Source organism: Eubacterium sp. 14-2 (assembly GCF_000403845.2).
Classification (GTDB): domain Bacteria; phylum Bacillota; class Clostridia; order Lachnospirales; family Lachnospiraceae; genus Petralouisia.
The window spans coordinates 36,278-61,618 of record NZ_KE159568.1 but is presented as its reverse complement, the minus strand read 5'-3'; the positions used below and the strand labels follow the sequence as shown (position 1 = coordinate 61,618).

The window sequence follows — 25,341 nt, the reverse complement described above, 5'->3', positions numbered from 1 at the left end:
GGAAGTATCATGGAGTTTGAAAAATTAAAGAAAATCATTGCAGAAGTATTAAACGTTGACGTGGAAGAAATCACAATGGACACTACCTTTGTAGATGACCTGGGAGCGGATTCCCTGGATATTTTCCAGATTATTATGGGGCTGGAAGAAGAATTTGACATTGAGATTGCCAATGAAGAAGCAGAAAAAATAGTAACGGTTGGAGACGCAGTAGAGCAGATTAAAAATGCCACAAACTGACAGAAAATCGTTTCGTGAGTATAAAGAGACAACCACTTTCACATGTTGCGCGAAAGTGGTTGTATTTGAATAAAAGAGTTTTCTGAAAACAGGAGTAATGGAAGAAAGGTATAATATATGAAATTACCACAGGAATTTGAAGAAAAAATCGGGTATCATTTTGAAAATGAAAAGTTACTGCTCCAGGCTCTGACCCACAGTTCCTACGCCAATGAACACCATATGGGCAGGCTTGCAGATAATGAGCGTCTGGAATTTTTAGGAGATGCGGTACTGGAAATTACAGCCAGCGAGTTTTTGTTTCATCGGTACCCCGGACATCCGGAAGGGGAACTGACCAGGCTGCGCGCCAGTATGGTCTGTGAACCGGCGCTGGCATTCTGCACCAGGGAACTGGAACTGGGCAGGTATCTGCTGCTGGGAAAAGGAGAGGACCAGACAGGAGGAAGAGAACGCAAATCCATTCTGTCGGACGCGCTGGAAGCGGTGATTGGAGCCATCTATCTGGATGGTGGTTTTGCTAATGCGAAAGAGTTTATACACCGGTTTGTACTGAACGATATAGAGCATAAGCAGCTCTTTTTCGATAGCAAAACTATCCTGCAGGAACTGGTACAGGGGAACCATGGGGGAGAACTGAGCTATTTTCTGCTGAAAGAAGAAGGGCCCGATCACAATAAGAAATTTGTTGTGGAAGCCAGGATAGGCAGCGTGCCTTATGGGACAGGCAGCGGGCGGACAAAAAAAAGTGCGGAACAGGAAGCAGCCTATCACACCCTGCTGCAGCTGAAAGAACAGGAAAAGAAACCACAGTAACCTGAACAGCGGAGGAATGCATGTATTTAAAAAGTATAGAAGTTCATGGATTTAAGTCCTTTGCCAACAAAATTCTGTTTGAATTTCATAACGGAATTACCGGAATCGTAGGACCTAACGGAAGCGGAAAGAGCAATGTGGCAGACGCAGTGCGCTGGGTGCTGGGGGAACAGCGGGTGAAGCAGCTTCGCGGAGCCAGTATGCAGGACGTGATTTTTTCCGGCACGGAAAACCGCAGGCCTTTAAGTTATGCCTGGGTGGCCATTACCCTGGACAATGGAGACCGGCAGCTGAATGTGGATTACAACGAGGTGACGGTGGCCCGGAGAGTGTACCGCTCCGGAGAAAGCGAGTACCTGATTAATGGCACAGCCTGCCGGCTGAAAGATGTGAACGAACTGTTCTACGATACCGGTATTGGAAAAGAAGGATATTCCATTATCGGCCAGGGACAGATCGAGCGGATTTTGAGCGGAAAACCGGAAGAACGCCGGGAACTCTTTGATGAAGCGGCAGGTATTGTGAAATTCAAGCGGAGAAAAGTCACAGCCCAGAAAAAATTAGAAGACGAGCGGCAGAATCTGGTGCGCGTTAATGATATTCTGACGGAGCTGGAAAAGCAGGTGGGGCCGTTGGAACGTCAGGCGGAGAAAGCCAGACTCTATCTGAAAAAGCGGGAAGAATTAAAGACATATGATGTAAATATGTTCCTTCTGGACATGGAACGGATGGAGGAACAGCTGAAATCTCTGGAAGAAAAGCTGAAGATTACAGGCCAGGACTGGAAAGAGTCAGACAGTGCTTATGAAAACATCCGAACAGAATATGCCAGAATTGAACAGAGCATGAAGGAAGCCGATGAAAATCTGGAAAACCTGCGGGGAAAACTGAGTGAAACCACTGTACAGAGCGGAAAACTGGAAGGACAGATCAATGTTTTAAAAGAGCAGATTCGTGCTGCAGTACAGAGTGAAGAGCATTTTAAAACCCGGCAGGAGGCTGTGGAGCAGGAACGCCTTGAAAAGATGGAGCAGAAAGCAGCCTGTGAAAAAGAAAGGCTCCAGCTGGATAATCAGATAAAATCCATGGAAGAGCAGAAAAGCCAGGTTATGGCCAGATATCAGGAAATCCAGGAAGAAATTGCCCGCTGCAGCAGAAAGATTGAAGATGGAAAAGGTGAAATTATTGAGCTTTTGAATCACAGGGCCTCCACCAAAGCCAGACAGCAGCGTTACGATACCATGCAGGAGCAGATGAATATCCGAAAAGCCCAGCTGAGCAAGCGCTTTCTGGAGCAGAAAAGCCAGGAGGAAGAACTTAAGGCTCTGGAACAGGAATATGAAGAAAAGTATGAGCAGTCCAAATCTGTCTGCCGGAAACTGGAAGAAGAAGGAAAACATCTGGAAGAGAAAAACAGAGAATGGCAGGAAAAACGGACAGAAACGCTGAATCTTCTGGAACAGGACACTGCCCGTTACCACAGAGAACAGTCCAGGCTGGAATCCCTGATTAATATTGCAGAACGGTATGACGGGTACGGTAATTCCATCCGCCGGGTAATGGAGCGGAAGGAAGCGGAACCTGGCCTGCTGGGAGTAGTGGCAGACCTGATTCAGGTGGAAAAGAAATACGAAGCTGCCATAGAGACTGCGTTAGGGGGCAGTATTCAGAATATTGTCACTGCAGACGAAGCCACTGCAAAAAAAATGATTGGATTTCTCAAACAGAACCGTTTTGGGCGGGCTACCTTTCTGCCCCTGACCAGCGTGGGGAAAAAAGCGGCTTATGTAAACCAGGAAGCCCTGAAAGAACCTGGGGTTATCGGTCTGGCCAGCGAACTGGTACAGGCTGACAGCAGGTTTCAGGGGTTGAAAACCTATCTGCTGGGCAGGACTTATGTGGTGGACACCATTGACCATGCCATTTTGCTGGCCCGGAACTATCAGTACAGTCTGCGGATTGTGACACTGGAGGGAGAATCTTTAAATCCGGGAGGCTCCATGACAGGAGGAGCTTTCAAAAACACCAGTAATCTGCTGGGACGAAAACGGGAAATTGAAGATCTGCAGAAAGAAACGGAAAAACGAAAGCATACGCTGCAGTCTCACCGGAACCGTCTGGAAGATATTAATACAGCAAGGGAGCTGTTAAAAGAAGACATCCGTAATATACAGGAAGAGCTGAATCAGGCCATGATTCTTAAGAATACCGAAGAAATGAATCTGGAGCGGGTCAGAGAGCAGAAAGCAGAAAATGACAGCCAGTTTCGGACACTGCGGATGGAAAGCCGGGAAATAGAACAGCAGATGCTGGAAATCAGTGAAAATCAGGCGGCCATTCAGGAAGAAATAAAGGCGGCAGACCGTCGGGAAAAAGAAATCGAAGAAGAGACGAAAGAATTTCGGCAGATGCTGGAGAATCAGAACCGGCTGGCAGAAGAAAGCCAGAGCGCTGTATCCGGAGTGCAGTTAGAAGAAGCCAATTTCCATCAGAAAGCAGAATTTGTCCAGGAAAATATTTCACGTATTTTAGCGGAAATCCGGAAACTGGAAGAAGATCTTCAGGCTGCGGAAAAAGAGAAAAACCAGTCTCAGGAAGACGTTCAGCGAAAACAGCAGGAGATTGAAACCCTGAAAGACTCCATGGAACAGTCCGGACGGGACAAAAATTCTCTGGAGGAGCAGATTTCGGCACAGCAGAAACAGCGGGAGGAAATGTCTGAGCAGTACAAAGGATTTTTCCAGAAACAGGAAGAACTGTCAAAGCGGATGAACGATCTGGATAAAGAACTGTACCGACTGAACAGCCAGAAAGAAAAACTGAACGAATCTGTGGAGAATCAGACCAATTACATGTGGGAAGAATATGAACTGACTTTCCACAACGCCATGGAACTGCGCCAGCAGGAACTGGACAGCCCCGCGGAGCTGAAAAAACAGATTTCTCAGATAAAAGAAGAAATCCGTAAGCTGGGAGACGTGAATGTCAATGCCATTGAAGATTACCGGAATCTGTCGGAGCGGTATGTGTTTCTGAAAACCCAGCACGATGATCTGGTGGAGGCGGAAAAAACTCTGCTGGGAATTATCGAAGAGCTGGATACCGGAATGCGCAGGCAGTTTATGGAAAAATTCGGACAGATTCAGAAAGAATTTGACAAAGTATTCAAGGAACTGTTCGGCGGGGGAAAAGGGACGCTGGAGCTGGTGGAAGACGAGGATATTCTGGAATGCGGCATTCGCATTATTGCCCAGCCTCCCGGAAAAAAACTTCAGAACATGATGCAGCTGTCCGGCGGGGAGAAATCTCTGACTGCCATTTCCCTGCTGTTTGCCATTCAGAATCTGAAACCGTCGCCCTTTTGTCTGCTGGACGAAATAGAGGCGGCGCTGGACGATTCCAATGTGGGACGGTTTGCAAAATATTTACATAAGCTGACCCGCCACACCCAGTTTATTGTAATTACCCACAGGCGGGGAACCATGGAAACGGCAGACCGGCTGTATGGGATTACCATGCAGGAAAAAGGAGTGTCCACTCTGGTATCGGTGGATCTGATCGAGACGCTGGCCACAGAGTAAGGACAGGAAGGAGTGTTGTCAATGAGTGAAGAAAAAGAAAAGAAGGGCTTTTTCAGCCGGCTGGTACAGGGGCTGACAAAAACCAGAGATAATATCGTATCCGGAATTGATTCCATATTCAGCGGATTTTCCAGTATAGATGAAGATTTTTATGAAGAAATCGAAGAGATTCTCATTATGGGGGATCTGGGGGTTCATGCCACCACGGAAATTATTGAGAACCTGAAAGTAAAAGTAAAGGAACAGCATATCAAAGAGCCGGCCCGGTGCCGGGAACTGCTGATTTCCAGTATCCGGGAACAGATGGATGTGGGAGAGACCGCATATCAGTTTGAAAATGAAACTTCCGTGGTTCTTGTAATCGGCGTCAACGGAGTGGGAAAAACCACTTCGGTGGGAAAACTGGCGGGAAAACTGAAAGATCAGGGAAAGAAAGTGGTACTGGCAGCTGCAGATACGTTCCGGGCAGCCGCAGGAGAACAGCTCAGCGAATGGGCCGGCCGGGCAGGCGTGGAAATGATTGGCGGCCAGGAAGGGGCAGATCCGGCCTCTGTAATTTACGATGCGGTGGCAGCCGCGAAAGCCAGAAAGGCCGATGTGCTGCTGTGCGATACGGCCGGACGTCTCCACAACAAAAAAAATCTGATGGAAGAGCTGAAAAAGATCCATCGGATTCTGGAAAAGGAATATCCGGAGGCATTTCGTGAAACACTGGTGGTACTGGACGGAACTACGGGACAGAATGCACTGGCACAGGCAAAACAGTTTTCAGAAGTGGCAGATATTTCCGGTATTATTCTGACGAAAATGGACGGAACGGCCAAAGGCGGTATTGCAGTGGCCATCCAGTCTGAGCTTGGCATACCAGTGAAATACATTGGTGTGGGAGAAACCATCGAAGATTTGCAGAAATTTGATTCGGAGCAGTTTGTAAACGCTTTGTTCTCCGGCAATGAGAAAACCGGGGAAGAGGAACAGGAACCGGAAGAGTAAACCAGGAAGACAGGAGAGAGAAAACCATGCTGACGCTGGAAAGATTTGAAGAAGCAAGTAAAATTGTAAAAGAAGTGACACTGGAAACAAAACTGATGTACAGTGATTTTCTCAGTGAACAGACCGGAAACAAAGTCTATCTGAAACCGGAAAACATGCAGTTTACGGGAGCCTATAAAGTGAGGGGTTCCTATTATAAAATCAGTACCCTGTCAGAGGAAGAACGGGAGAAAGGGCTGATCACCGCATCTGCGGGAAATCATGCCCAGGGCGTTGCCTATGCGGCAAAATGTTTTGGAGTGAAATCCACCATCGTAATGCCCACCACTACTCCTCTGATTAAAGTAAACAGGACCAAAGGATACGGGGCCGAAGTGATCCTGTACGGAGATGTATATGACGAATCCTGTCAGAAAGCATACGAACTGGCAGAGGAACACGGATATACCTTCATCCATCCCTTTGACGACCTGGCGGTGGCCACGGGTCAGGGAACCATTGCCATGGAGATTTTTAAAGAACTTCCGCTGGTGGAATATATTCTGGTTCCCGTGGGAGGCGGCGGACTGGCAGCCGGCGTATCGGTGCTGGCCAAACTTCTGAATCCCAAAATAAAAGTGATCGGCGTGGAGCCGGCCGGAGCAAACTGTATGCAGGCTTCCCTGGAAGCAGGGAAAATTGTTACGCTGCCTGGCGTCAGCACCATTGCAGACGGAACAGCGGTCAAAACTCCGGGTGAAAAAATCTTCCCGTATATCCGGGAAAATCTGGATGATATTATAACAGTGGAAGACGATGAACTGATTGTAACCTTTCTGGATATGGTGGAAAATCACAAAATTGTGGTGGAAAATTCCGGGCTTCTGGCTGTGGCGGCTCTGCGCCATCTTCCGGTGGAAAACAAACGGGTGGTGTCCATTTTAAGCGGCGGAAATATGGATGTGATTACCATGTCCTCCGTGGTTCAGCAGGGACTGATTTTCCGGGACCGTATCTTTACCGTATCTGTACTGCTGCCCGATAAACCGGGAGAATTATGTAAAATTGCAAATACTATTGCCACAGAGCTGGGAAATGTTATAAAATTAGAGCATAATCAGTTTGTGTCAACGAACCGCAATGCGGCTGTGGAACTTCGGATTACCATGGAGGCTTTCGGCACAGAGCATAAGAAAAAGATTATGGCTGCTCTGGAACAGAAAGGCTACCAGCCGAAACCGGTGCAGACCAGTCTGTAAAGCAGGATACGGAAGAGACGGAAAGGAGAGACTATGAAGAAACTGATATGTGTATTGCTGGTTCTGGTACTCAGCAGTATGGGAAGCATGGAAATCAATGCGGCTTACCTGGGAGAGGACACACATTCAGCAGAAATATCAAATCGGAATTCCGGCGGACGTTCCGGAGAGGATGCAAATCAGAAACCGGAGGATGACCCGAATCAGAAACCGGGAGACGATGAGAATCAGAAGCCCGGCGATAATACGGGGGATAATTCCGATAACAGCCCCGGAGACAGGCCGGATAACAAGCCGCCGGTCAGCACGGAAAGTCCCATACGCGTGCTTATGGTGGGAAACAGTTTTACCAAATATAAGCCATATAATGTCACATACTCTGTGGAGAAGCCTCTGGAGGAACTGGCTGCCTGGGAAGGGCATAACCTGGATGTGAAAACCGTGAGCCATGGAGGCGCCTGGCTGAGCTATTATGCAGGAATGCAGAGTGAATACCTGTCTTATCACAAGGAACTGATGGTGCAGCTTCTGAATGAAAAATGGGATTATATTGTCATTCAGGAACAGAGCAAATCCCTGGTGGAACAGTTTGACACCAGGACTTATCCGGCCGTAGAGCGTATTCTTCGTATGATAAAAACCTATCAGCCTCAGGCTACGCCTCTGCTGTATATGACCCACGGGTACAGTGATAATTCCCTTACAAAAGTCAACGGAGTACCCACAATGCTCACAGCAGGAGAGCTGGAGCTGTATGTTGCCGCTGCCTGCAAATCACTGGAAGTAAGACTGGGGATTGAGGCGGTTCCGGTGGGAATGCATTATAACCGGGCCCATATTCTCTATCCCTGGATCCGCATGGTGGGACCGGATTTCAAACATCCCACCTATGCCGGGTATTATCTGGCGGCCTGCTCTTTTTACTACCGGATTTTCAAAAGTATTCCGGACCCACGAAAAGCCACGCTGAGCGACTGTGATATCGGAGAACGGGAACAGGTGCTGCTGGCTTCTCTGGTATCAGGCTCCATCCGGATGAGCACCGGCAGTATTACCCTTAATCCCAATGAGTCCACAAAGGTGACAGCGCTTTCCGGCTACTCCCCTGTTTCCAGTGTGACATACAGGAGCCTGAATACGGATGTGGTGTCAGTAAACCCCGCCACCGGAGCAATTCGGGCAAAACAGGGTGGAACCACTTCAGTGGCAGCCATAACCCCTGACGGTCTGCAGGCCTTTTGTGATATTACAGTAAGAATTCCTCTGTCTTTTCCAAGGGAATGGTATCTGGCCAGCAAGGGAGACCGGCTGCAGATTCAGCCTGATACAAATGCAAAAGATCTCAAATGGACCAGCAGCCGGACAAAGGTGGCTTCCATAGATTCCGCTACGGGAATGGTAACGGCAAAAACCTCCGGCCGGGCAGTAATCACCGTCCGCAATAAAGAGGATGCAAACGACAAGGCTTCTTACTATCTTTATGTGACCTGTGATACACCCACAGGACTGAAGGCCTCTTCTGTGGACACTTCTGCAGATAAGGATACTTACGGCAGCATAAAACTGACCTGGAAGGCAACGTCTGATGCCAGCAGCTACGCCATTTACCGTTCCACCAAAAAGAACGGTTCCTATACTTTAATCGGAACCAGTAAAAAGCCCACATATACTGATAAGAAAGCAAAAGTAAATCAGTGTTACTATTATAAAATTGCGGCACGAAATTCCTATCCTCAGTGCGGCAGCAAACTCAGTGACAGCGTGCGGGGAGTTATTCTGAAAGCCCCCGCACTGAAGGGCAGCAGTACCTCAAAAGGATATGCGAAACTTACCTGGAATAAAAATAAAAATGCCAGCGGCTATATTATCTATGCTTCAGCCAGAAAAGATTCCGGGTATAAAAAGATTATCAAACTCACATCAGCTTCCAGAAAAAGCTATACGGATAAATATCTGAAGAAAAAGAAACGCCATTATTACAGAATCCGGGCGTTTAAAGTGTTAGACGGAAAGACTTTTTACGGAATGAAATCCAAAACACTGGAAATACCGTACACAGCTTCTTAAGGAAGAAAAAATATCCGGAGTGTCAGGGAAAAACACTTGACACCCCGGATGTTTTATAGTATGATAGCTCAGGTGATAGAAATGGAAAGAAAAGTAATGCAGACTTACCTCTATGATTTTTACGGAGAGCTGCTCACAGAGCGCCAGAGAAACATTTTTGAGGATTTTGTACTGAATGATTTATCATTGAGTGAGATTGCAAAGGAAGAGGGAATCAGCCGCCAGGGAGTTCACGATCTGATTAAACGGTGTGACAGAACACTGGAAGGCTATGAGGAGAAGCTGCATCTTCTGGAACGCTTTCTGAATACGAAGGCAAAAGTCACCCGAATCCGGACACTCAGCCGGAACTGTCAGGAACAGAGAGAATCGGAGGTAATGGCGGAGATTGAAGCCATTTCCGATGAGATATTAGAGGAGTTATGAAATGGCGTTTGACAGCTTGTCAGAAAAACTGCAGAGCGTATTCAAATCTCTGCGGAGTAAAGGGCTTCTTACAGAAGAAGATGTAAAAACAGCATTAAAAGAAGTAAAGCTGGCACTGCTGGAGGCGGATGTCAACTTTAAAGTAGTAAAACAGTTTGTGAAATCTGTACAGGAGCGGGCAGTGGGACAGGACGTAATGAACGGACTGAATCCTGGACAGATGGTGATAAAAATTGTAAATGAAGAACTGGTTTCCCTGATGGGGTCTGAGACTACAGAGATAGCTTTAAAACCGGGCAGTGAGATTACCGTAATCATGATGGCAGGCCTGCAGGGTGCAGGTAAGACCACCACCACTGCCAAGATAGCAGGAAAACTGAAGCAGAAGGGCAGAAAACCCCTGCTGGCAGCCTGCGACGTTTACCGTCCTGCAGCCATTCAGCAGCTTCAGATCAATGGAGAAAAGCAGGGCGTGGAAGTATTTTCCATGGGAGACAGCCACAGGCCTGTGAACATTGCCAGAGCAGCAGTGGAACATGCCAGAACCAAAGGGTTTAATGTGGTGATTCTGGACACAGCCGGGCGGCTCCATGTGGATGAAGACATGATGGGGGAATTGCAGGAAATCAAAGAACAGGTGGAAGTACATCAGACCATTCTGGTGGTGGACGCCATGACCGGGCAGGACGCGGTGAATGTGGCTTCCACATTTGAAGAGAAAATCGGCATTGACGGCGTGGTGCTGACCAAGTTAGACGGTGACACCAGAGGCGGAGCTGCATTGTCCATCCGGGCAGTGACAGGCAAGCCCCTGTTATATGTGGGCATGGGAGAAAAACTCTCTGATCTGGAGCAGTTCTATCCGGACCGTATGGCCAACCGGATTCTGGGTATGGGAGATGTGCTGACGCTGATTGAAAAGGCCCAGGAGAACATCGACGAGGAAAAAGCCAGAGAGCTGGAACAGAAAATGAAGAAGGCGGAATTTGGCTTTGACGATTATCTGGAATCCATGAACCAGATGAAGAAAATGGGCGGCCTTTCCAGCCTGCTCAGTATGATGCCGGGAATTGGAAGTTCTCAGATTGCCGAAATTGAAAATGCCATGGATGAGAAGAAAATGGCCAGAATCGAAGGCATTATTTATTCCATGACGCCCAGGGAGCGGGCCAATCCCTCCATTTTAAATCCCAGCCGCAAACACAGGATAGCCCAGGGAGCAGGCGTGGACATCAGCGAGGTAAACCGTCTGGTGAAGCAGTTTGAGCAGAGCCGGAAAATGATGAAACAGATGCCGGGGTTAATGGGCGGCAAAGGAAAACGCCGAAGCGGTTTCAAACTGCCCTTTGGATTTTGACAGAGATTTCTGAAAAGATACTGCCCATTCGGGGCAGCGCAGCAAAGTTCGTAACAGGACAGGCTTTTTGCAGGTTCTGCTTACTGATAGAAAACAGTTTAACAATCAGGAGGTGAGAAGTAAAATGGTAAAAATCAGATTGAAAAGAATGGGACAGAAGAAGGCTCCTTTCTATAGAATCGTGGTAGCTGATTCCCGGTCTCCGAGAGACGGTAAATTTATCGAGGAGATTGGAACCTATGACCCTACAAGGGATCCAAGCGAGTTCCATGTGAATGAAGAACTGGCAAAAAAATGGCTGGCAAATGGTGCTCAGCCTACAGAAATGGTAGGAAAGATTTTTAAAGCAGCCGGTATCGAAAAATAATCTTCGTGAGGTGACGTAATGAGAGAATTGGTAGAAGTAATTGCGAAAGCACTTGTGGATAATCCTGAAGAAGTTGCAGTTACAGAGACTGAGAACGAAAAGTCCATTGTGATAGAGTTACGTGTTGCCCAGGCAGATATGGGAAAGGTCATCGGAAAGCAGGGGCGCATTGCCAAGGCAATTCGTTCCGTTGTAAAAGCAGCAGCAGCTAAAAGCGAAAAGAAAGTTATTGTGGATATTATGCAGTAACAGACGAAAATCACAGTGAAGTTTCACTGTGATTTTTATCTGGAAAGGAAACCGTATGGAAGATTTGTTTCAGGTGGGGGTGATTACCACCACCCATGGAATACGGGGGGAAGTAAAGGTATTTCCCACCACAGATGATGCAGCAAGATTTAAAAAATTAAAAAAAGTATTGCTGGATACCGGCAGTGAAAAGCTGGAGCTGGAAATTACCCAGGTGAAATTTTTCAAAAATCTGGTGATTTTAAAATTCAGTGGTATTGACAGTATAAATGATGTGGAAAAATACAGAGGAAAAAGTCTTTTCGTAACCAGAGACCAGGCAGTGAAATGTGAAGAAGATGAATATTATATTGCAGATTTGCTGGGGGTGAAGGTTCTGACAGAAGAAGGACAGGTGCTGGGGCATATTGCAGATGTACTGCAGACCGGGGCCAATGATGTCTATGTGATTCAGGCAGAGGAAATGTCTGCTGCTGAGAAGATTCCCGGCAGAAAGAAAGAACTGCTGATTCCGGCCATTAAAGAATGCATTCTGAATGTGGATATGGGACAGAGAACCATGCGGGTACATCTGCTGCCGGGACTGCTGGAAGAAGACTGAGGAAAAGCTATGAATTTTTATATACTGACTTTATTTCCGGAAATGGTGATGAACGGACTGAACACCAGTATCATCGGACGTGCCATGGAAGCGGGTTTTTTGCATATTGAGGCCGTAAATATCAGAGATTACTCCACAAATAAACATTATAAAGTAGATGATTATCCTTATGGAGGCGGAGCGGGAATGCTCATGCAGGCCCAGCCGGTATACGACGCCTGGAAATCTGTGGTGGAACGGACAGGAAAGAAACCAAGATGTATCTATGTGACGCCTCAGGGAAAAACTTTTTCTCAGAAGGACGCCAGAAGTCTGGCAGAAGAGGAAGATATTATTCTGCTCTGCGGCCATTATGAAGGCATAGATGAACGTGTACTGGAAGAAATTGTGACAGATTACATGTCCATCGGAGATTATGTGCTGACTGGCGGCGAGCTGCCGGCCATGGTGATGGTGGACGCCATTGCCCGCATGGTGCCCGGTGTTCTGGGCAATGAGTCCTCCGGCAGCGCGGAATCTTTTGAAGGCAGTCTGCTGGAATATCCCCAGTATTCCAGACCGGAGGAATGGAATGGGAAAAAGGTGCCTTCCATACTGCTGTCCGGCCATCACAAAAATATCGAAGCCTGGCGCAGGCAGCAGTCTATCCTGCTTACCAGAGAGCGGCGGCCGGATTTGCTGGCCCGGGCAGAACTGACGCCTTCCGAACAGGAATGGCTGGCGGAATATGAAAAATCCCTTGATTTTTCAGGGGAATTATGATAAAATATCAACCTGTGAGACAGAAAATGATGGTCCTCTGTTACGGAAAGTATTAAGAACATCGGAATTTAATCAGGAGGTCACAAGATGAACGCAACAGAAATTATCAAAAGTATTGAACAGGAACAGTTAAAATCAGAGATTACGGAATTCCGTGTAGGCGATACCGTTAAGGTATATGGTAAGATTAAAGAGGGAAACCGTGAAAGAATTCAGATTTTTGAAGGTATTGTTTTAAAAAGACAGGGCGGCAGCAACCGCGAGACCTTTACCGTAAGGAAGTTCTCTAACGGTGTGGGAGTGGAAAAGACCTGGCCGCTGCATTCTCCCAATGTTGAGAAGATTGAAGTTGTTCGCCGCGGTAAAGTAAGACGTGCCAAATTAAATTACCTGAGAGGACGCGTAGGAAAGAGAGCAAAAGTAAAAGAGCTGGTAAAATAATCCGGACAGAATGCAGAAGGGACAAATACAATTGTAGTTGTCCCTTTTTCCTCATACCAAAACTTCCCTGGGAGTTCCGGTATGAGGAAAATCATATGCGCAGTTTGCGGAGAGAAAAATGAGAAGATCATCAGGCTTAAATTTTAATCGGAAAAAGCGAAAAGTTAATACAGGATTGCTGAGAGAGATTGCGCTCTGGACAGGAGAAATTCTGCTGACCATGTTTGTTGCAGTCCTTTTGGTGTTGTTTGTGGGCTTTCGCATATCGGTGGTAGGTCCTTCCATGTCTCCCACACTGGAAAACGGGGAGAAGGTACTGGTCAACCGTCTGGTATACAAGGTATTCAGTCCGAAACAGAATGATTTGATTGTATTTCTGCCCAATGGAAATGAAAAATCCCATTACTATATCAAACGGGTTATCGCCGTGCCGGGAGATAAAGTACAGGTGAAGGACGGAATGATTTATATTAATGGGGAACCCTTTGAAGAGAAGGTGGAAGTTTCTGCCGTGGAAAATGCACTGCTGGCAGAAGAGGAACTTACCGTAGGCGAGGACGAGTATTTTGTGCTGGGAGATAACAGGAACAACAGCGAGGACAGCCGGTATGCCAGTATTGGAAATGTCAGGAAAGAATATATTGTGGGGAAGGCATGGTGCATTGTCTGGCCCTGGGACAGGTTCGGTCTGCTGAAATGACGGAAAGGTGATAATATGCAGTTTCAATGGTATCCTGGACATATGACGAAAGCCAGACGTCAGATGCAGGAAGATATAAAATTAATAGATCTGGTAATTGAGCTGGTGGACGCCAGAATTCCTTTAAGCAGCCGCAATCCCGATATTGATGAGCTTGGCAGGCAGAAAGCCAGGCTGATTTTGATGAATAAGGCGGATCTTGCCAGTGAAAAGCAGACTGCTGCCTGGACGGAGTATTTCAGAAAAAAGGGCTGGTTTGTGGTAAAACTTGATGCCAGGTCCCGGACGGGTATGAAGACCATCACCAATGTGATTGCAGAAGCCTGCCGTGAGAAAACAGAACGGGACCGGAAGCGAGGCATCAAAAACCGCCCCATTCGCGCCATGGTGGTGGGAATCCCCAATGTGGGCAAATCCACTTTTATCAACACCTATGCAGGAAAGGCCTGTGCCAAAACAGGGAATAAGCCGGGGGTAACCAAAGGAAAACAGTGGATTAAACTGAATAAAAGTGTGGAGCTTCTGGATACGCCCGGAATATTATGGCCCAAATTTGAAGACCAGCAGGTGGGACTGTTTCTGGCCCTGACTGGCTCCATAAAAGACGAAATTTTAAATATTGACGAACTTTCTCTGGAGCTGATTCGGATTCTGAAAGAAAATTATAAAGGCGTGCTGGCTGCCCGGTACGGGGTGGAGGAAGAACAGAATCCCCCGAAACTGTTAGCACAGATTGCCGAAAACCGCAATTGCATAAAAAAAGGAAATGAGCCTGATTACAGCAAAGCGGCAGCCCTTGTAATTGACGAGTTCCGCAGCGGCCGTCTTGGGAACATAACCCTTGAGTTTCCCCATGAGGAGAGTTGAAAAGAAAGAAGAATGTATGGCTATGAATAAGAAGGAAGAGGACAGGAAACAGGAAGAAAAGCGCAGAGATAAAAAAGAGGGGCGGGAGAAGTCTCCCAGGGATAAGTCCGATATGGTGAAAGAGACCCTCAGTTTTATTCTGTATATAGCAATTGTATTTCTGGTGACGTATCTGGTGATTCACTATGTGGGACAGCGTACCCAGGTCAGCGGAACCTCCATGGAATATACCCTCAGCGACGGAGATAATCTGATTGTGGATAAAATCAGCTATCGGTTCCATGAGCCGGAGCGATTTGACATCATTGTATTTCCTTTCCGGTATAAGGAAGATACCTATTATATCAAGAGGATTATCGGTCTGCCGGGCGAGACGGTACAGATTGACGATGAGGGGAATATTTACATTGACGGAGAAGTTCTGGAAGAGTCCTATGGCAGAGAGATTATTTTAGACCCAGGAGAGGCTGCTTCTCCCATAGAACTGGGGGACGGAGAATATTTTGTGCTGGGAGATAACCGGAACGCAAGTTCAGACAGCCGGGATCCCAGTGTGGGTAAAATCCTCAGAGAAGATATTATCGGAAGAGCCTGGCTGCGTCTCTATCCCTTTGACCGGATTGGGTTTATCAAACATCAGCAGGAAGAGTGATTCCGGAACTGTCCGGAGACATTTAAGGATAAGAGGAGCGTACAGTGGGAGAACAGAAGAAAATCAGTGAGATAAAAGAGGAATTACAGGCAGCAGAGGAGACGATGCTGCCTGCCTTTATTTCTGAATACGGAAATGACAGCCGCTTGGGGGTTCAGAAACTGCTGCAGCAGGCCAGGAGGCGGTTAGAAAAGCTGGAACAGGAGCGGGACCGGATTGAAAAGCTGAGGGTATATGAAAAACAGTATGAGAAGACAGGATATGTATGCGGAGTCGACGAGGTGGGCAGAGGCCCGCTGGCCGGCCCTGTGGTTGCCGGTGCGGTGATTCTGCCCAAAGACTGCAGGATACTGTATATCAATGACTCCAAGAAACTCAGCGGGAAAAAAAGAGAGGAACTCTATGAGGTGATTATGGAGCAGGCTCTGGCTGTGGGAATCGGCATGGTAAGCCCCGCCAGAATTGATGAAATCAATATTCTGCAGGCAACCTATGAGGCCATGCGGCAGGCTATTCAAAATTTATCCCTGACGCCCGATATATTATTAAATGATGCTGTGACTATCCCTCAGGTTTCTATTCCCCAGGTTCCCATTATCAAAGGAGATGCAAAAAGCATTTCCATCGGAGCGGCAAGCATCATTGCGAAAGTAACCAGAGACAGGCTGATGGTGGAATACGACAAAATTATGCCGGAGTATGGATTTGCCAGAAATAAAGGATACGGCTCTGGAGAACATATACAGGCGATTCAGACTTTTGGACCGTCGCCCATACACCGTCAGACCTTTATTAAAAATATAGAAAGGCAGTGATGGATATGTCATTTTTAGAGGGCGTTCATCAATATCAGGCCAATACAGCCTCCAATACCCAGACCTTAAACAGTGTAAAAGAAACAGCAGCGGTGCGTCCCGCCGGCCGGCTTCCGGAGATGGTTCCGGGCAGAGTATTTGAAGGAATGGTGACGGACATCAAAAGCAACGGTCAGGTAACCCTGGGACTGAGCGACGGAAGTACCATACAGGCCAGAATGGAGGCAGGAGTCACACTGGAAAAAGGGCAGCCCATGCTGTTTGAAGTGAAGGGCACCACAGAAGAACAGATTTCCATCCGCCCTGTGACGTTAGAGAGCGCTCAGAACCCCACCCTGTTAAAAGCGCTGGAAGCAGCGGGTCTGAAAGTAAATCCCCGTAATCTGTCCATGGTAAACCAGATGATGATGGAGCAGCTTCCCATAGACAGAAACAGTCTGATGCAGATGGCCCGGGCAGTGGCAGGCTTTCCCCAGGCAGACATGCAGACGCTGGTGCAGATGCAGAAACTGGGATTTCGGATTACGGAAAATTCCCTGAATCAGTTCCAGAATTACCAGAACGGCCAGCAGGCAATCCTGCCGGATCTGCAGAATCTGATGGATGGTCTTGCCAGTCTGCCTAAGCAGCTGTTCGGACAGGAGGGACAGGGACTTCCGGAGAATTTTATGCTGGGAGGCAGCGGGCAGAATATTGCAGCGGGAGCCGGCGGGCAGACAGGTCAGATTCCCGTAATTCAGCAGCAGATTATGGAAATTCTGCTGGGAGAAATCCCTCAGGGAGAGGGAATGGTTTCAGGAGAAGCACAGACCGGGGCAGCAGATCAGACGGTACAGAATCCGGAGCTTTTCCGTTCCGCTATGGAGCAGGTTCCGGAATCCATGGCAGAAGGAAGTGATATTCTGAATCCGGGGCTGCAGGAAGGAACTGCCGAAGGAACCATGGCGGCGCCGGGAACCGGGGCGCCGGAAAGCCTCACCGGGAAAACAGGTGCGGAGTCTCTGATACAAAGCGGAGTGGGAGTTTCCCCGGAGACGCTGGAATCTGCCGGACAGGACAACAGCCTACAGGGCCAGAATCCCATAGACAGGGTTCTGACCGGGGAGCAGCAGGAAAATCTGGCTTCCATGCTGAAAGAATTTTCCGGTGCGGCAGAGAATCAGCAGCTTCTTCCCCAGGGAAAACTGAATACGGCTTTGTCTGCCGGAGAGCTTTTACAGCAGATGATGAAGCTGTTGGAAAACAGCGAACATGCAGACGGAGGGGCCATGAAAAAGCTGTTTTCCTCAAAAGAGGTGAAAAACCTGATGAAGCAGGCCATGACAGAGCAGTGGATGCTGACGCCGGAAAAATTAAAGGAAGAAGGGGCGGTAAAGGAACTGTACCAGCGTCTGAACCGGCAGATGACGGAGCTGCAGCAGGTTCTTTCCCAGGCAGGAAAGGAAGGAAGCGCTCTGGCAAAAACGGCCCAGTCCGTCCGGAATAATCTGGATTTTATGAATCAGTTAAATCAGGTGTACACCTATGTACAGCTTCCTCTGAAGCTGCAGCAGCAGAATGCTCACAGTGATTTGTATGTGTATACCAACAAGAAGAGCCTGCGGGAGAAGGAGGGAGATCTCTCTGCACTGCTTCACCTGGATATGGAACATCTCGGCTCCACAGACATTTATGTGAAAATGCACGGACAGTCTGTGCAGACGGATTTTTATCTGGAAGACGAGAAATCTTACCGTCTGATTACAGGATTTACAGACAGGCTGGTAGAACGTCTGGAGCAGAAAGGCTACAGCTGCGAAATTAAAGTGGAAAACCGGAAGCTGCAGAAAGAATCCCCCCAGGAGTTTTTAGAGCAGGAAAAGCCCGCCGGGAAACTGCACCGGTATTCTTTTGATGTGAAGGCATAGAAACTATGCCCATACAGACCGTAAACAGAAATACAGTATACAGTCTGTGAACATTATGTGGGAAGGGAGCCAAAGGGCCATGGATGGAACGAGATACAAAAATACAAAAGAGCTGGTGACCATGGAAACCGCATCGGGTGAAAAGCAGAAAACCGCTGTGGCCATAGCCTACAATCCGGGAGAAACCGCACCGAAAATCATTGCCACCGGAAAAGGACATCTGGCGGAGCGGATTATTGAGAAAGCAAAAGAAGACAACATCCCTTTTTACCGGGATGACAAACTGGCAAAAACACTGTCCAAACTGGAAATCGGCGATATGATACCGCCGGAACTGTATGAAGTGGTGGCGGAAATTCTGGTATTTGTGGATGATATGGAGCGAATGCGGGAAAAACTGCGATAGATGGCAGCAGGAGACTCAGAGGGAAAATTTCCGGGAGAACAGAAGGGATAGTATAAGTTGGGAAAAGCAGGAAATAAGAACCGCAGCCTGGGCACAGCCTTCGAACAGAAGGCGGCAGAATTTCTGAAGGAAAAAGGGTATCAGATTCTGGAGGCAAATTTCCGCAGCAGGTACGGGGAAATAGATCTGGTGGCAAAACAGGGGAAGTATCTGGTATTTGCAGAGGTGAAATACCGTAAAGATGGAAAAGGCGGCCATCCCCTGGAAGCAGTGGACCGTTTCAAACAGCGGCGTATCTGCAAAACGGCGGAATATTACTGTTTCCGCCATGGCTATGGGGAAGAAACACCCTGCCGGTTCGATGTAATAGGAATTCTGGGCACAGAGATCATTCATGTGGAACATGCATTTTCTTTTCAGCGATAAGAGGTAAAACAGGAAGGAGCGGTTATGGAGAAGCACATTGCATTTCAGTACAGAGGGCAGGAACAGGTGCCGGTGTTAAAACAGGTGGAGACAGAGACAGGAATGTTTCCCTGCCTGTATTTTCCTCTGCTGGAGGAAACCGGGATAGCAGGGCACTGCTTTACCACCAGACTGGGCGGCGTCAGCAGAGGGATGTTTGAAAGTCTGAACCTGAGCTTTGCCAGAGGAGATGAGCGAGAGGCCGTGGAAGAAAATTTCCGCAGAACTGCAAAGGCTCTTGGCACAGCATATGGGGATTTTGTGCTGACAGACCAGACCCATACCACCAATGTGAGACGTGTGGGCAGAGAAGATGCAGGAAAGGGGTTGCTCAGGGAGCGTGGATATACCGATACGGACGGTCTGATAACCAATGAACCGGGGCTGGTACTGTCTGCTTTTTTTGCAGACTGCGTGCCTTTGTATTTTGTGGATACCAGACAAAAGGCCATTGGACTTTCTCATTCCGGCTGGCGGGGAACCGTGGGACGTATGGGAAAAGCCACACTGGAAGCCATGAAGCGGGAATTTCAGACGGAGGTGGAGGATGTGGTCTGCGCTGTTGGCCCCTCCATCTGCCAGAGCTGCTATGAGGTCAGTGAAGATGTGGCCCTGGAATTTGAACAGGAATTTTCCGGTCACAGAGACGAGATTTTGCAGAATAAAGGAAATGGAAAATACCAGCTTGATTTATGGCGGGCCAATGAAATCGTTCTGTCAGAAGCAGGCATCCGGAAGGAACACCTGGCAGTAACCAGGCTATGTACCTGCTGCAACCACAAACTGCTGTTCTCCCATCGGGCCAGCCATGGAAAACGGGGAAATCTTGGGGCATTTCTTTACCTGAAGTAAACAGCAGAGCCGGTATGCCAGACAGGTGGTACAGAAAGTAATTACAGGAGGAAAAGAGGAAAAGATGGAAACAATAATGGAATATATTCTGGAGCAGACCAGGAACATTCTGGCCATAGACAGTCCCACCGGATACACAGAGGAAGCGGCGGAGTATCTGATGAATACCTACCGCTTACTGGGATATGAACCGGTAAAAACCGTAAAAGGCGGCGTATTGGTGAATCTGGGAGGGGAAAAGGAAAAAGACGGGATCCTGCTGGAAGCCCATATGGATACGCTGGGAGCCATGGTCTGTGAAATCAAAGGGAACGGCAGGCTGAAAGTATCCCCTCTGGGCGGTCTGAATCCCAATAATACGGAAGGGGAAAACTGTCGGATCATAACCAGGTCTGACGGTGTATATGAAGGGACCTTTCAGCTGGAAAATGCCTCTGTCCATGTAAACGACGATTACAGCACTGCCAGACGGAGTTTCAGTACCATGGAGGTGGTGCCGGACGAAAAGGTGAGTTCTAAAGAAGAGACAGAAAAACTCGGAATTATGGCGGGGGATATTGTGGCCTTTGAACCCAGAACCGTGATTACGGAAAAAGGATATATCAAAAGCCGGTTTCTGGATGATAAACTGAGTGTGGGTATTTTGCTTGGATTTGCAAAATATATGAAAGAAGAGAAGATTACGCCCAAACGGAATATTTACCATCATATTACCGTCTATGAAGAAGTGGGGCATGGAGCCTGCGGAACCGTACCGGAAGGCGTAACGGAAATCCTGTCGGTGGACATGGGATGTGTGGGCGAAGGACTGAACTGTACGGAGCAACAGGTATCCATCTGTGTGAAAGACAGTGTGGGGCCCTACAGCTATCCGGTGGTAAGCGGCCTGATAAAAGCGGCGAAAGAACATGACATTGATTTTGCTCCGGACGTTTATCCCCATTACGGATCCGATGCGGACGCTGCACTGAGCGCAGGCTACGACTGCCGCCATGGGCTGATTGGTCCGGGCGTCTATGCCTCTCATGGTTATGAGCGGAGCCATGTGGACGGAGTAAAGGCCACGCTGGAACTGCTGAAGGCTTATTTACTGTAAAAGTTCCGGATTTTTTATCTTAACAGGAAAGACCCTGTCACGCTAAAGAGCGGCAGGGTCTTTTTACGGTCAGTCGTCTTCTTCCTGCGCATTACTGGTAGAATACACCTGACGTTTTCTGGCCATTTCGTCGCTTTCCAGATATTCATCATAAGTGGTGATTTTATCAATCATGGAGCCGTTTGGAAGAAACTCGATAATACGGTTGGCAGTGGTCTGTACCACCTGATGGTCTCTGGAAGCGAACAGCAGGACGCCGGAGAACTTCATCAGTCCGTTGTTCAGGGCGGTGATGGATTCCATGTCCAGATGGTCAGTGGGCTCATCCAGAATCAGAACATTCGCTCCGGTAATCATCATACGGGACAGAAGCACGCGTACTTTTTCCCCGCCGGACAGCACCTTCATTTTCTTTACGCCATCTTCCCCGGCAAACAGCATTCTGCCCAGGAAGCCCCGGACATAGGTGGCGTCCTTGATTTCAGAATACTGGGTCAGCCATTCCACAATCTGCAGGTCGTTGTCAAAGATTTCCGTATTATCCTTGGGGAAATAGGATTGGCTGGTGGTTACGCCCCATTTGTAATTGCCTTCGTCGGGTTCCATTTCTCCGGCAAGGATTTTAAACAGGGTAGTCTTTGCAGTTTCGTTGCTTCCCACAAATGCAATTTTATCGTCATGTCCCACAATAAAAGATACGTTGTCAAGTACCCTGACGCCGTCAATGGTTTTGGTTAAATTTTCAACGGTAAGCACTTCATTTCCAATTTCCCGGTTGGGTCGGAAATCAATATAGGGATATTTCCGGCTGGAAGGTTTGATTTCATCCAGCTGAATTTTTTCCAGCGCTTTTTTCCGGGAGGTAGCCTGTTTGGATTTGGAAGCATTTGCGGAGAACCGGGAAATAAACTCCTGCAGTTCTTTGATTTTTTCTTCCTTTTTCTTGTTGGCTTCCTTCATCTGACGGATTAAGAGCTGGCTGGACTCATACCAGAAATCATAGTTTCCTGCATAAAGCTGGATTTTGGCGTAGTCGATATCCGCAGTGTGGGTGCAGACTTTGTTCAGGAAATACCGGTCATGGGATACCACAATAACCGTATTGTTGAAATTGATTAAAAATTCTTCCAGCCATGCGATGGCGTCCAGATCCAGGTGGTTGGTGGGCTCGTCCAGAAGCAGAATGTCCGGGTTGCCGAACAGCGCCTGAGCCAGCAGGATTTTCACTTTCTGTTCTCCCGTTAAATCCTTCATAAGAGCATAGTGGAATTCCGTTTCAATACCGAGACCGTTTAAGAGCTGGGCTGCGTCCGATTCCGCATTCCATCCGTCCATCTCTGCGAATTCCGCTTCCAGTTCGCTGGCACGGATACCGTCTTCATCGGTGAAATCCTCTTTCATGTAAATGGCGTCTTTTTCTTTCATAATGTCGTACAGATGCTGATTTCCCATAATAACAGTGTCCAGCGCTGTAAAATCATCGTACTTGAAATGGTCCTGCTGCAGGAAAGAGAGCCGCTGGCCCGGAGTGATAAAAACATCTCCTTTGGTGGGCTCTAACTGTCCGTTTAAAATTTTGAGAAAGGTGGACTTTCCGGCTCCGTTGGCGCCGATAAGGCCATAACAGTTCCCTTCGGTGAACTTGATATTCACATCTTCAAATAACGCCTTTTTTCCGATTCTGAGAGTTACATTGTTTGCACTGATCATATTAAAATCCTCGTTTTTCTGAATTTTGCTTTTCATGAAATGATACAGTCCGCAGGGCATGGCGCCATACCATATGCCGCAGTGCTTATGGCATGATACGCTGCTGTTTATGTTCTGGTCAGCGCAGGGCGCCGGCCCTGATAAAGCAGACAGTAACTATTATACATAAAATCCCTGTATTTTCAAGGAAAACAATTGAAAACAGGGGAAATATTTGCTATGATTGGGATTAATGAAATTTATTTGTGAAAGCAGCCGGCTTTCACTAAGAAAGATCAGGGTGTCAAAAGGGTGCGCCGCACCAAAGGTGCGTTTGACACCCTAATCTAAGAATAAGAAAGAAAATAAAGAGCCGCGTAAAAGAAGGGAACAATGAAACGGAGAATGCTTTTATGGACAAACAGGAGATCAGAGAAATATGTCCCAGAGGGCAGGCCGGGTCAGAGGAGACCGGTAAAGCGTCTGACTGTGCAGTTGAGAAAATGCCTGTGGGCTGTGCAGTTATTCGAGGTTTTGAAGGTTGTGAGCTGATAAGGGGCAATGAAGAATTTTTTCATGAGGCAGGGTATACGCAGGAAGAGATACAGGCAGTGGAAGGTGATTTTTCCCGCATTCTGGATCAGGAGGACAGAGCATGTCTGAAGGAAGTCATGGAAGAGGTGATCCGCAGTGACAGTGTGGGGCAGTGCCAGGTGCGCGTCTGCGGCCATGACGGGAAGAGACGTCATCTCACACTGAAAATCCGTCTGTTTTATTATGAGGGCAGTGTACCTTATTTTCTTGCGGCAATCCAGGGCAGCCGGAACGGAATGGAGGAGCCAGAGGCGGGTAACGGCCGGTATAAAGCGGGACAGATACAGGACATGGATTTCATCTCCCAGGCTTTTACCCTGCTTTCCCATGCCAGGGATGTGAACGATTCTCTGAATCTTCTGATGGAACGGATCGGAAGACAGTATGACCTGGATATTGTGGCGGTGCTGGAATGTGACAGGGAGAAAAAGGAACTGATACAGACAAACTGCTGGACCAGAGAGAAGGGTATTCTGACCAGCCTTCAGTTTGTGGATAAATATGAGAACTGGGACGGTTTTTTCAAAGGATTTGACGACTGGGGACTGGCTTATATCAACGACTGTCTGGGAGACAGCCATGTATCGGAATCTGATAAGGCGGTGTTCCGGGAGCGGAGAATGCGGGCATTGGTAAACTGCGGTTTTTCATGGTTTGAACGGGGAGAAGGGTATGTGTCTTTCTGCGATATGGAAAAGCCCAGACAGTGGACCGATTTTGAAAAGGAAACATTCCTGGAACTGTCCCGGATGATTTCTGTGTTTGTGGCCCTGCGGGTACAGCGGGAAGAGGATCAGAAGGCCATTCTGCGCCTGAAAAAGCGGGATCTGCTGACGGGGCTCTATGTGGAAGAGGCTTTTAAAAGCCGGGTACGGCAGGAACTGGAGCGCTGGCAGGAAGGCAGGCAGTATGCCGTTGTTTATACAGATATCAATGATTTTTCCTATCTGAATGATAATTTCGGCCATGAGGCGGGAAACGGGATTCTCAGGGATTTTGCCGCCATGATCCGAAGGGACGGACGGATGGTGTCCTGCAGGCTGTATTCAGATTTGTTTATTACCTTTCTGTGGGATACGGACCGGGAATCCGTGCTGCAAAATATTGTGAAGATCAGCCTGAATTTCACCAGGCGCCAGAAAGAGTATTATCCTTCCTGCAATATAAAACTGACCACAGGCATTTATTTTATGGAAAGCAAAGATGAAAATCTGGACATGGCCATTGAAAATGCCAATCTTACCAGAAAGAGCATTAAGGGAAATCACAATGCATTCTGCAAAGTGTACGAGAGCAGAATGCGCAGTCAGCGGGAGGAAGAAAAGCGGATACTGGCGGAATTTCAGGGAAGCCTGAAGGAGGGAGGCTTTCAGGTATATGTACAGCCCAAATTTCATCTGTCCCGGTTTGTCCTTTCCGGCGCAGAAGCGCTGGTGCGCTGGAAGAAAGGGGATGGAAGAGTGGAATCACCGGGACAGTTTATTCCCCTGCTGGAGAAAACAGGGTATATTGTGGAACTGGATTTTTATGTGTATGAACAGGTGCTGATTTATATGCGAAACTGGCTGGAGGCCGGAAAAGAACCTCCGGTGATTTCCGTGAATTTCTCCAGAAGCCATTTTGAGCAGAACGGAATTTACCAGCGGATTCTGTCGCTGACAAAAGCCTATCGGATTGAGCCGGGATATATTGAAATCGAAATAACGGAAAGCCTGTTTGTGTCAGGTTACGAGCTGGTGAAAACAGAAGTGCAGCAGCTGCGCCGGGCCGGCTTCCGGGTGGCTATTGACGACTTCGGGACCGGATATTCCTCTCTGGGAATGCTTCTCGATATTCCGGCGGATATTGTGAAAATCGACCGGAGTTTTCTGAACCAGGGAACCCGTGAAAATGCAAAGGAATTTATCCGGAATGTGGGCAGATTAATTGAGAGCGTCAAGGAAGAAGTGATTTTTGAAGGAATAGAGACGCAGGAGCAGAGAGAGTTCCTTGTAGACTGCGGATTCCGTTATGGCCAGGGCTTTTTGTTCGACCGCCCCATGCCCATGGAGGTGTTTCAGGAAAAATACATGAAATAAGCGAAAAACTATTGATTTTTTCAGTCACAATTATTATAGTATAAAGGAAGAATCTGTTATTGTCAGGCCGGTCTTTTCGGGT

At 47.8% G+C, this 25,341-nt stretch carries 24 protein-coding genes; 23 read left to right on the top strand and 1 reads right to left on the bottom strand.

Going from position 1 to position 25,341, the window contains the following annotated elements:
• Window positions 1-9 precede the first annotated feature (9 nt).
• From acpP to C805_RS17405, 22 genes are all read left to right on the top strand, one after another.
• Window positions 10-240: an acyl carrier protein gene (gene acpP, locus C805_RS17510; RefSeq protein ID WP_016215276.1), complete on the top strand. Its 231-nt coding sequence runs from the start codon at window positions 10-12 to the stop codon at window positions 238-240.
• 117 nt (window positions 241-357) lie between these two features.
• Window positions 358-1,056, top strand: a complete 699-nt coding sequence (rnc, locus tag C805_RS17505; RefSeq protein WP_016215275.1) for a ribonuclease III — start codon at window positions 358-360, stop codon at window positions 1,054-1,056.
• 20 nt (window positions 1,057-1,076) lie between these two features.
• Window positions 1,077-4,637, top strand: a complete 3,561-nt coding sequence (smc, locus tag C805_RS17500; RefSeq protein WP_016215274.1) for a chromosome segregation protein SMC — start codon at window positions 1,077-1,079, stop codon at window positions 4,635-4,637.
• A gap of 21 nt (window positions 4,638-4,658) precedes the next feature.
• Window positions 4,659-5,630 (top strand): signal recognition particle-docking protein FtsY, encoded by a 972-nt coding sequence (ftsY, locus tag C805_RS17495; protein WP_016215273.1) that lies wholly within the window; start codon window positions 4,659-4,661, stop codon window positions 5,628-5,630.
• A 26-nt stretch (window positions 5,631-5,656) separates the two neighbouring features.
• The gene (ilvA, locus tag C805_RS17490) at window positions 5,657-6,868 is read left to right on the top strand and encodes a threonine ammonia-lyase (RefSeq protein ID WP_016215272.1); all 1,212 of its coding nucleotides are present in this window, start codon (window positions 5,657-5,659) and stop codon (window positions 6,866-6,868) included.
• Window positions 6,869-6,901: 33 nt separating this feature from the next.
• The gene (locus tag C805_RS17485) at window positions 6,902-8,935 is read left to right on the top strand and encodes an Ig-like domain-containing protein (protein WP_016215271.1); all 2,034 of its coding nucleotides are present in this window, start codon (window positions 6,902-6,904) and stop codon (window positions 8,933-8,935) included.
• An 81-nt stretch (window positions 8,936-9,016) separates the two neighbouring features.
• On the top strand, window positions 9,017-9,361 hold the full coding sequence (gene ylxM, locus C805_RS17480; RefSeq protein ID WP_022751225.1) for a YlxM family DNA-binding protein: 345 nt from the start codon (window positions 9,017-9,019) through the stop codon (window positions 9,359-9,361).
• A 1-nt stretch (window position 9,362) separates the two neighbouring features.
• Window positions 9,363-10,718: a signal recognition particle protein gene (gene ffh / locus C805_RS17475; protein ID WP_016215269.1), complete on the top strand. Its 1,356-nt coding sequence runs from the start codon at window positions 9,363-9,365 to the stop codon at window positions 10,716-10,718.
• A 124-nt stretch (window positions 10,719-10,842) separates the two neighbouring features.
• Window positions 10,843-11,085, top strand: coding sequence for a 30S ribosomal protein S16 (gene rpsP, locus C805_RS17470; protein ID WP_016215268.1), 243 nt, complete (start codon window positions 10,843-10,845; stop codon window positions 11,083-11,085).
• Between the two features lie 18 nt (window positions 11,086-11,103).
• Window positions 11,104-11,334 carry a KH domain-containing protein gene (locus C805_RS17465; protein WP_016215267.1) on the top strand — a complete coding sequence of 77 codons (231 nt, stop codon included), beginning with the start codon at window positions 11,104-11,106 and terminating at the stop codon, window positions 11,332-11,334.
• A 55-nt stretch (window positions 11,335-11,389) separates the two neighbouring features.
• On the top strand, window positions 11,390-11,935 hold the full coding sequence (gene rimM / locus C805_RS17460) for a ribosome maturation factor RimM (protein WP_016215266.1): 546 nt from the start codon (window positions 11,390-11,392) through the stop codon (window positions 11,933-11,935).
• Between the two features lie 9 nt (window positions 11,936-11,944).
• Window positions 11,945-12,697: a tRNA (guanosine(37)-N1)-methyltransferase TrmD gene (trmD, locus tag C805_RS17455; protein ID WP_016215265.1), complete on the top strand. Its 753-nt coding sequence runs from the start codon at window positions 11,945-11,947 to the stop codon at window positions 12,695-12,697.
• Between the two features lie 87 nt (window positions 12,698-12,784).
• The gene (gene rplS, locus C805_RS17450) at window positions 12,785-13,138 is read left to right on the top strand and encodes a 50S ribosomal protein L19 (protein WP_016215264.1); all 354 of its coding nucleotides are present in this window, start codon (window positions 12,785-12,787) and stop codon (window positions 13,136-13,138) included.
• A 118-nt stretch (window positions 13,139-13,256) separates the two neighbouring features.
• Complete coding sequence (gene lepB, locus C805_RS17445; RefSeq protein WP_016215263.1) at window positions 13,257-13,838, top strand: signal peptidase I; 582 nt, start codon at window positions 13,257-13,259, stop codon at window positions 13,836-13,838.
• Window positions 13,839-13,853: 15 nt separating this feature from the next.
• The gene (gene ylqF, locus C805_RS17440; RefSeq protein ID WP_016215262.1) at window positions 13,854-14,705 is read left to right on the top strand and encodes a ribosome biogenesis GTPase YlqF; all 852 of its coding nucleotides are present in this window, start codon (window positions 13,854-13,856) and stop codon (window positions 14,703-14,705) included.
• Between the two features lie 22 nt (window positions 14,706-14,727).
• Window positions 14,728-15,357, top strand: a complete 630-nt coding sequence (lepB, locus tag C805_RS17435; RefSeq protein ID WP_022751224.1) for a signal peptidase I — start codon at window positions 14,728-14,730, stop codon at window positions 15,355-15,357.
• Window positions 15,358-15,401: 44 nt separating this feature from the next.
• Complete coding sequence (locus tag C805_RS17430) at window positions 15,402-16,172, top strand: ribonuclease HII (RefSeq protein WP_016215260.1); 771 nt, start codon at window positions 15,402-15,404, stop codon at window positions 16,170-16,172.
• 5 nt (window positions 16,173-16,177) lie between these two features.
• Window positions 16,178-18,079, top strand: a complete 1,902-nt coding sequence (locus C805_RS17425; protein ID WP_196811087.1) for a flagellar hook-length control protein FliK — start codon at window positions 16,178-16,180, stop codon at window positions 18,077-18,079.
• Window positions 18,080-18,200: 121 nt separating this feature from the next.
• Complete coding sequence (locus C805_RS17420; RefSeq protein ID WP_031201377.1) at window positions 18,201-18,485, top strand: EscU/YscU/HrcU family type III secretion system export apparatus switch protein; 285 nt, start codon at window positions 18,201-18,203, stop codon at window positions 18,483-18,485.
• Between the two features lie 57 nt (window positions 18,486-18,542).
• On the top strand, window positions 18,543-18,911 hold the full coding sequence (locus C805_RS17415; protein ID WP_016215257.1) for a YraN family protein: 369 nt from the start codon (window positions 18,543-18,545) through the stop codon (window positions 18,909-18,911).
• A gap of 24 nt (window positions 18,912-18,935) precedes the next feature.
• Window positions 18,936-19,802, top strand: coding sequence for a peptidoglycan editing factor PgeF (gene pgeF, locus C805_RS17410; protein ID WP_016215256.1), 867 nt, complete (start codon window positions 18,936-18,938; stop codon window positions 19,800-19,802).
• Between the two features lie 64 nt (window positions 19,803-19,866).
• A complete protein-coding gene (locus C805_RS17405; protein ID WP_016215255.1) occupies window positions 19,867-20,898 on the top strand; it encodes a M42 family metallopeptidase in 1,032 nt (343 codons plus the stop codon).
• A gap of 69 nt (window positions 20,899-20,967) precedes the next feature.
• Here the strand turns inward: C805_RS17405 and C805_RS17400 are convergent, their stop codons facing one another.
• Complete coding sequence (locus tag C805_RS17400; protein ID WP_016215254.1) at window positions 20,968-22,608, bottom strand: ABC-F family ATP-binding cassette domain-containing protein; 1,641 nt, start codon at window positions 22,606-22,608, stop codon at window positions 20,968-20,970.
• Between the two features lie 392 nt (window positions 22,609-23,000).
• On the opposite strand from C805_RS17400, the gene C805_RS17395 reads away from it, so the two are divergent.
• Complete coding sequence (locus C805_RS17395) at window positions 23,001-25,259, top strand: GGDEF domain-containing phosphodiesterase (RefSeq protein ID WP_016215253.1); 2,259 nt, start codon at window positions 23,001-23,003, stop codon at window positions 25,257-25,259.
• Window positions 25,260-25,341: the final 82 nt, after the last annotated feature.

Excerpts from the sequence above, each read along its gene's own strand:
- rplS (WP_016215264.1), top strand. The coding sequence starts at position 12,785 with ATGAACGCAACAGAAATTATCAAAAGTATTGAACAGGAACAGTTAAAA.
- ilvA (WP_016215272.1), top strand. The coding sequence starts at position 5,657 with ATGCTGACGCTGGAAAGATTTGAAGAAGCAAGTAAAATTGTAAAAGAA.
- rimM (WP_016215266.1), top strand. The coding sequence starts at position 11,390 with ATGGAAGATTTGTTTCAGGTGGGGGTGATTACCACCACCCATGGAATA.
- pgeF (WP_016215256.1), top strand. The coding sequence starts at position 18,936 with ATGGAGAAGCACATTGCATTTCAGTACAGAGGGCAGGAACAGGTGCCG.
- ftsY (WP_016215273.1), top strand. The coding sequence starts at position 4,659 with ATGAGTGAAGAAAAAGAAAAGAAGGGCTTTTTCAGCCGGCTGGTACAG.
- rnc (WP_016215275.1), top strand. The coding sequence starts at position 358 with ATGAAATTACCACAGGAATTTGAAGAAAAAATCGGGTATCATTTTGAA.
- lepB (WP_022751224.1), top strand. The coding sequence starts at position 14,728 with ATGAATAAGAAGGAAGAGGACAGGAAACAGGAAGAAAAGCGCAGAGAT.
- C805_RS17425 (WP_196811087.1), top strand. The coding sequence starts at position 16,178 with ATGTCATTTTTAGAGGGCGTTCATCAATATCAGGCCAATACAGCCTCC.
- trmD (WP_016215265.1), top strand. The coding sequence starts at position 11,945 with ATGAATTTTTATATACTGACTTTATTTCCGGAAATGGTGATGAACGGA.
- C805_RS17420 (WP_031201377.1), top strand. The coding sequence starts at position 18,201 with ATGGAAACCGCATCGGGTGAAAAGCAGAAAACCGCTGTGGCCATAGCC.
- C805_RS17405 (WP_016215255.1), top strand. The coding sequence starts at position 19,867 with ATGGAAACAATAATGGAATATATTCTGGAGCAGACCAGGAACATTCTG.
- ylxM (WP_022751225.1), top strand. The coding sequence starts at position 9,017 with ATGGAAAGAAAAGTAATGCAGACTTACCTCTATGATTTTTACGGAGAG.
- smc (WP_016215274.1), top strand. The coding sequence starts at position 1,077 with ATGTATTTAAAAAGTATAGAAGTTCATGGATTTAAGTCCTTTGCCAAC.
- C805_RS17485 (WP_016215271.1), top strand. The coding sequence starts at position 6,902 with ATGAAGAAACTGATATGTGTATTGCTGGTTCTGGTACTCAGCAGTATG.
- lepB (WP_016215263.1), top strand. The coding sequence starts at position 13,257 with ATGAGAAGATCATCAGGCTTAAATTTTAATCGGAAAAAGCGAAAAGTT.
- C805_RS17400 (WP_016215254.1), bottom strand. The coding sequence starts at position 22,608 with ATGATCAGTGCAAACAATGTAACTCTCAGAATCGGAAAAAAGGCGTTA.
- C805_RS17395 (WP_016215253.1), top strand. The coding sequence starts at position 23,001 with ATGGACAAACAGGAGATCAGAGAAATATGTCCCAGAGGGCAGGCCGGG.
- acpP (WP_016215276.1), top strand. The coding sequence starts at position 10 with ATGGAGTTTGAAAAATTAAAGAAAATCATTGCAGAAGTATTAAACGTT.
- ylqF (WP_016215262.1), top strand. The coding sequence starts at position 13,854 with ATGCAGTTTCAATGGTATCCTGGACATATGACGAAAGCCAGACGTCAG.
- rpsP (WP_016215268.1), top strand. The coding sequence starts at position 10,843 with ATGGTAAAAATCAGATTGAAAAGAATGGGACAGAAGAAGGCTCCTTTC.
- C805_RS17465 (WP_016215267.1), top strand. The coding sequence starts at position 11,104 with ATGAGAGAATTGGTAGAAGTAATTGCGAAAGCACTTGTGGATAATCCT.
- ffh (WP_016215269.1), top strand. The coding sequence starts at position 9,363 with ATGGCGTTTGACAGCTTGTCAGAAAAACTGCAGAGCGTATTCAAATCT.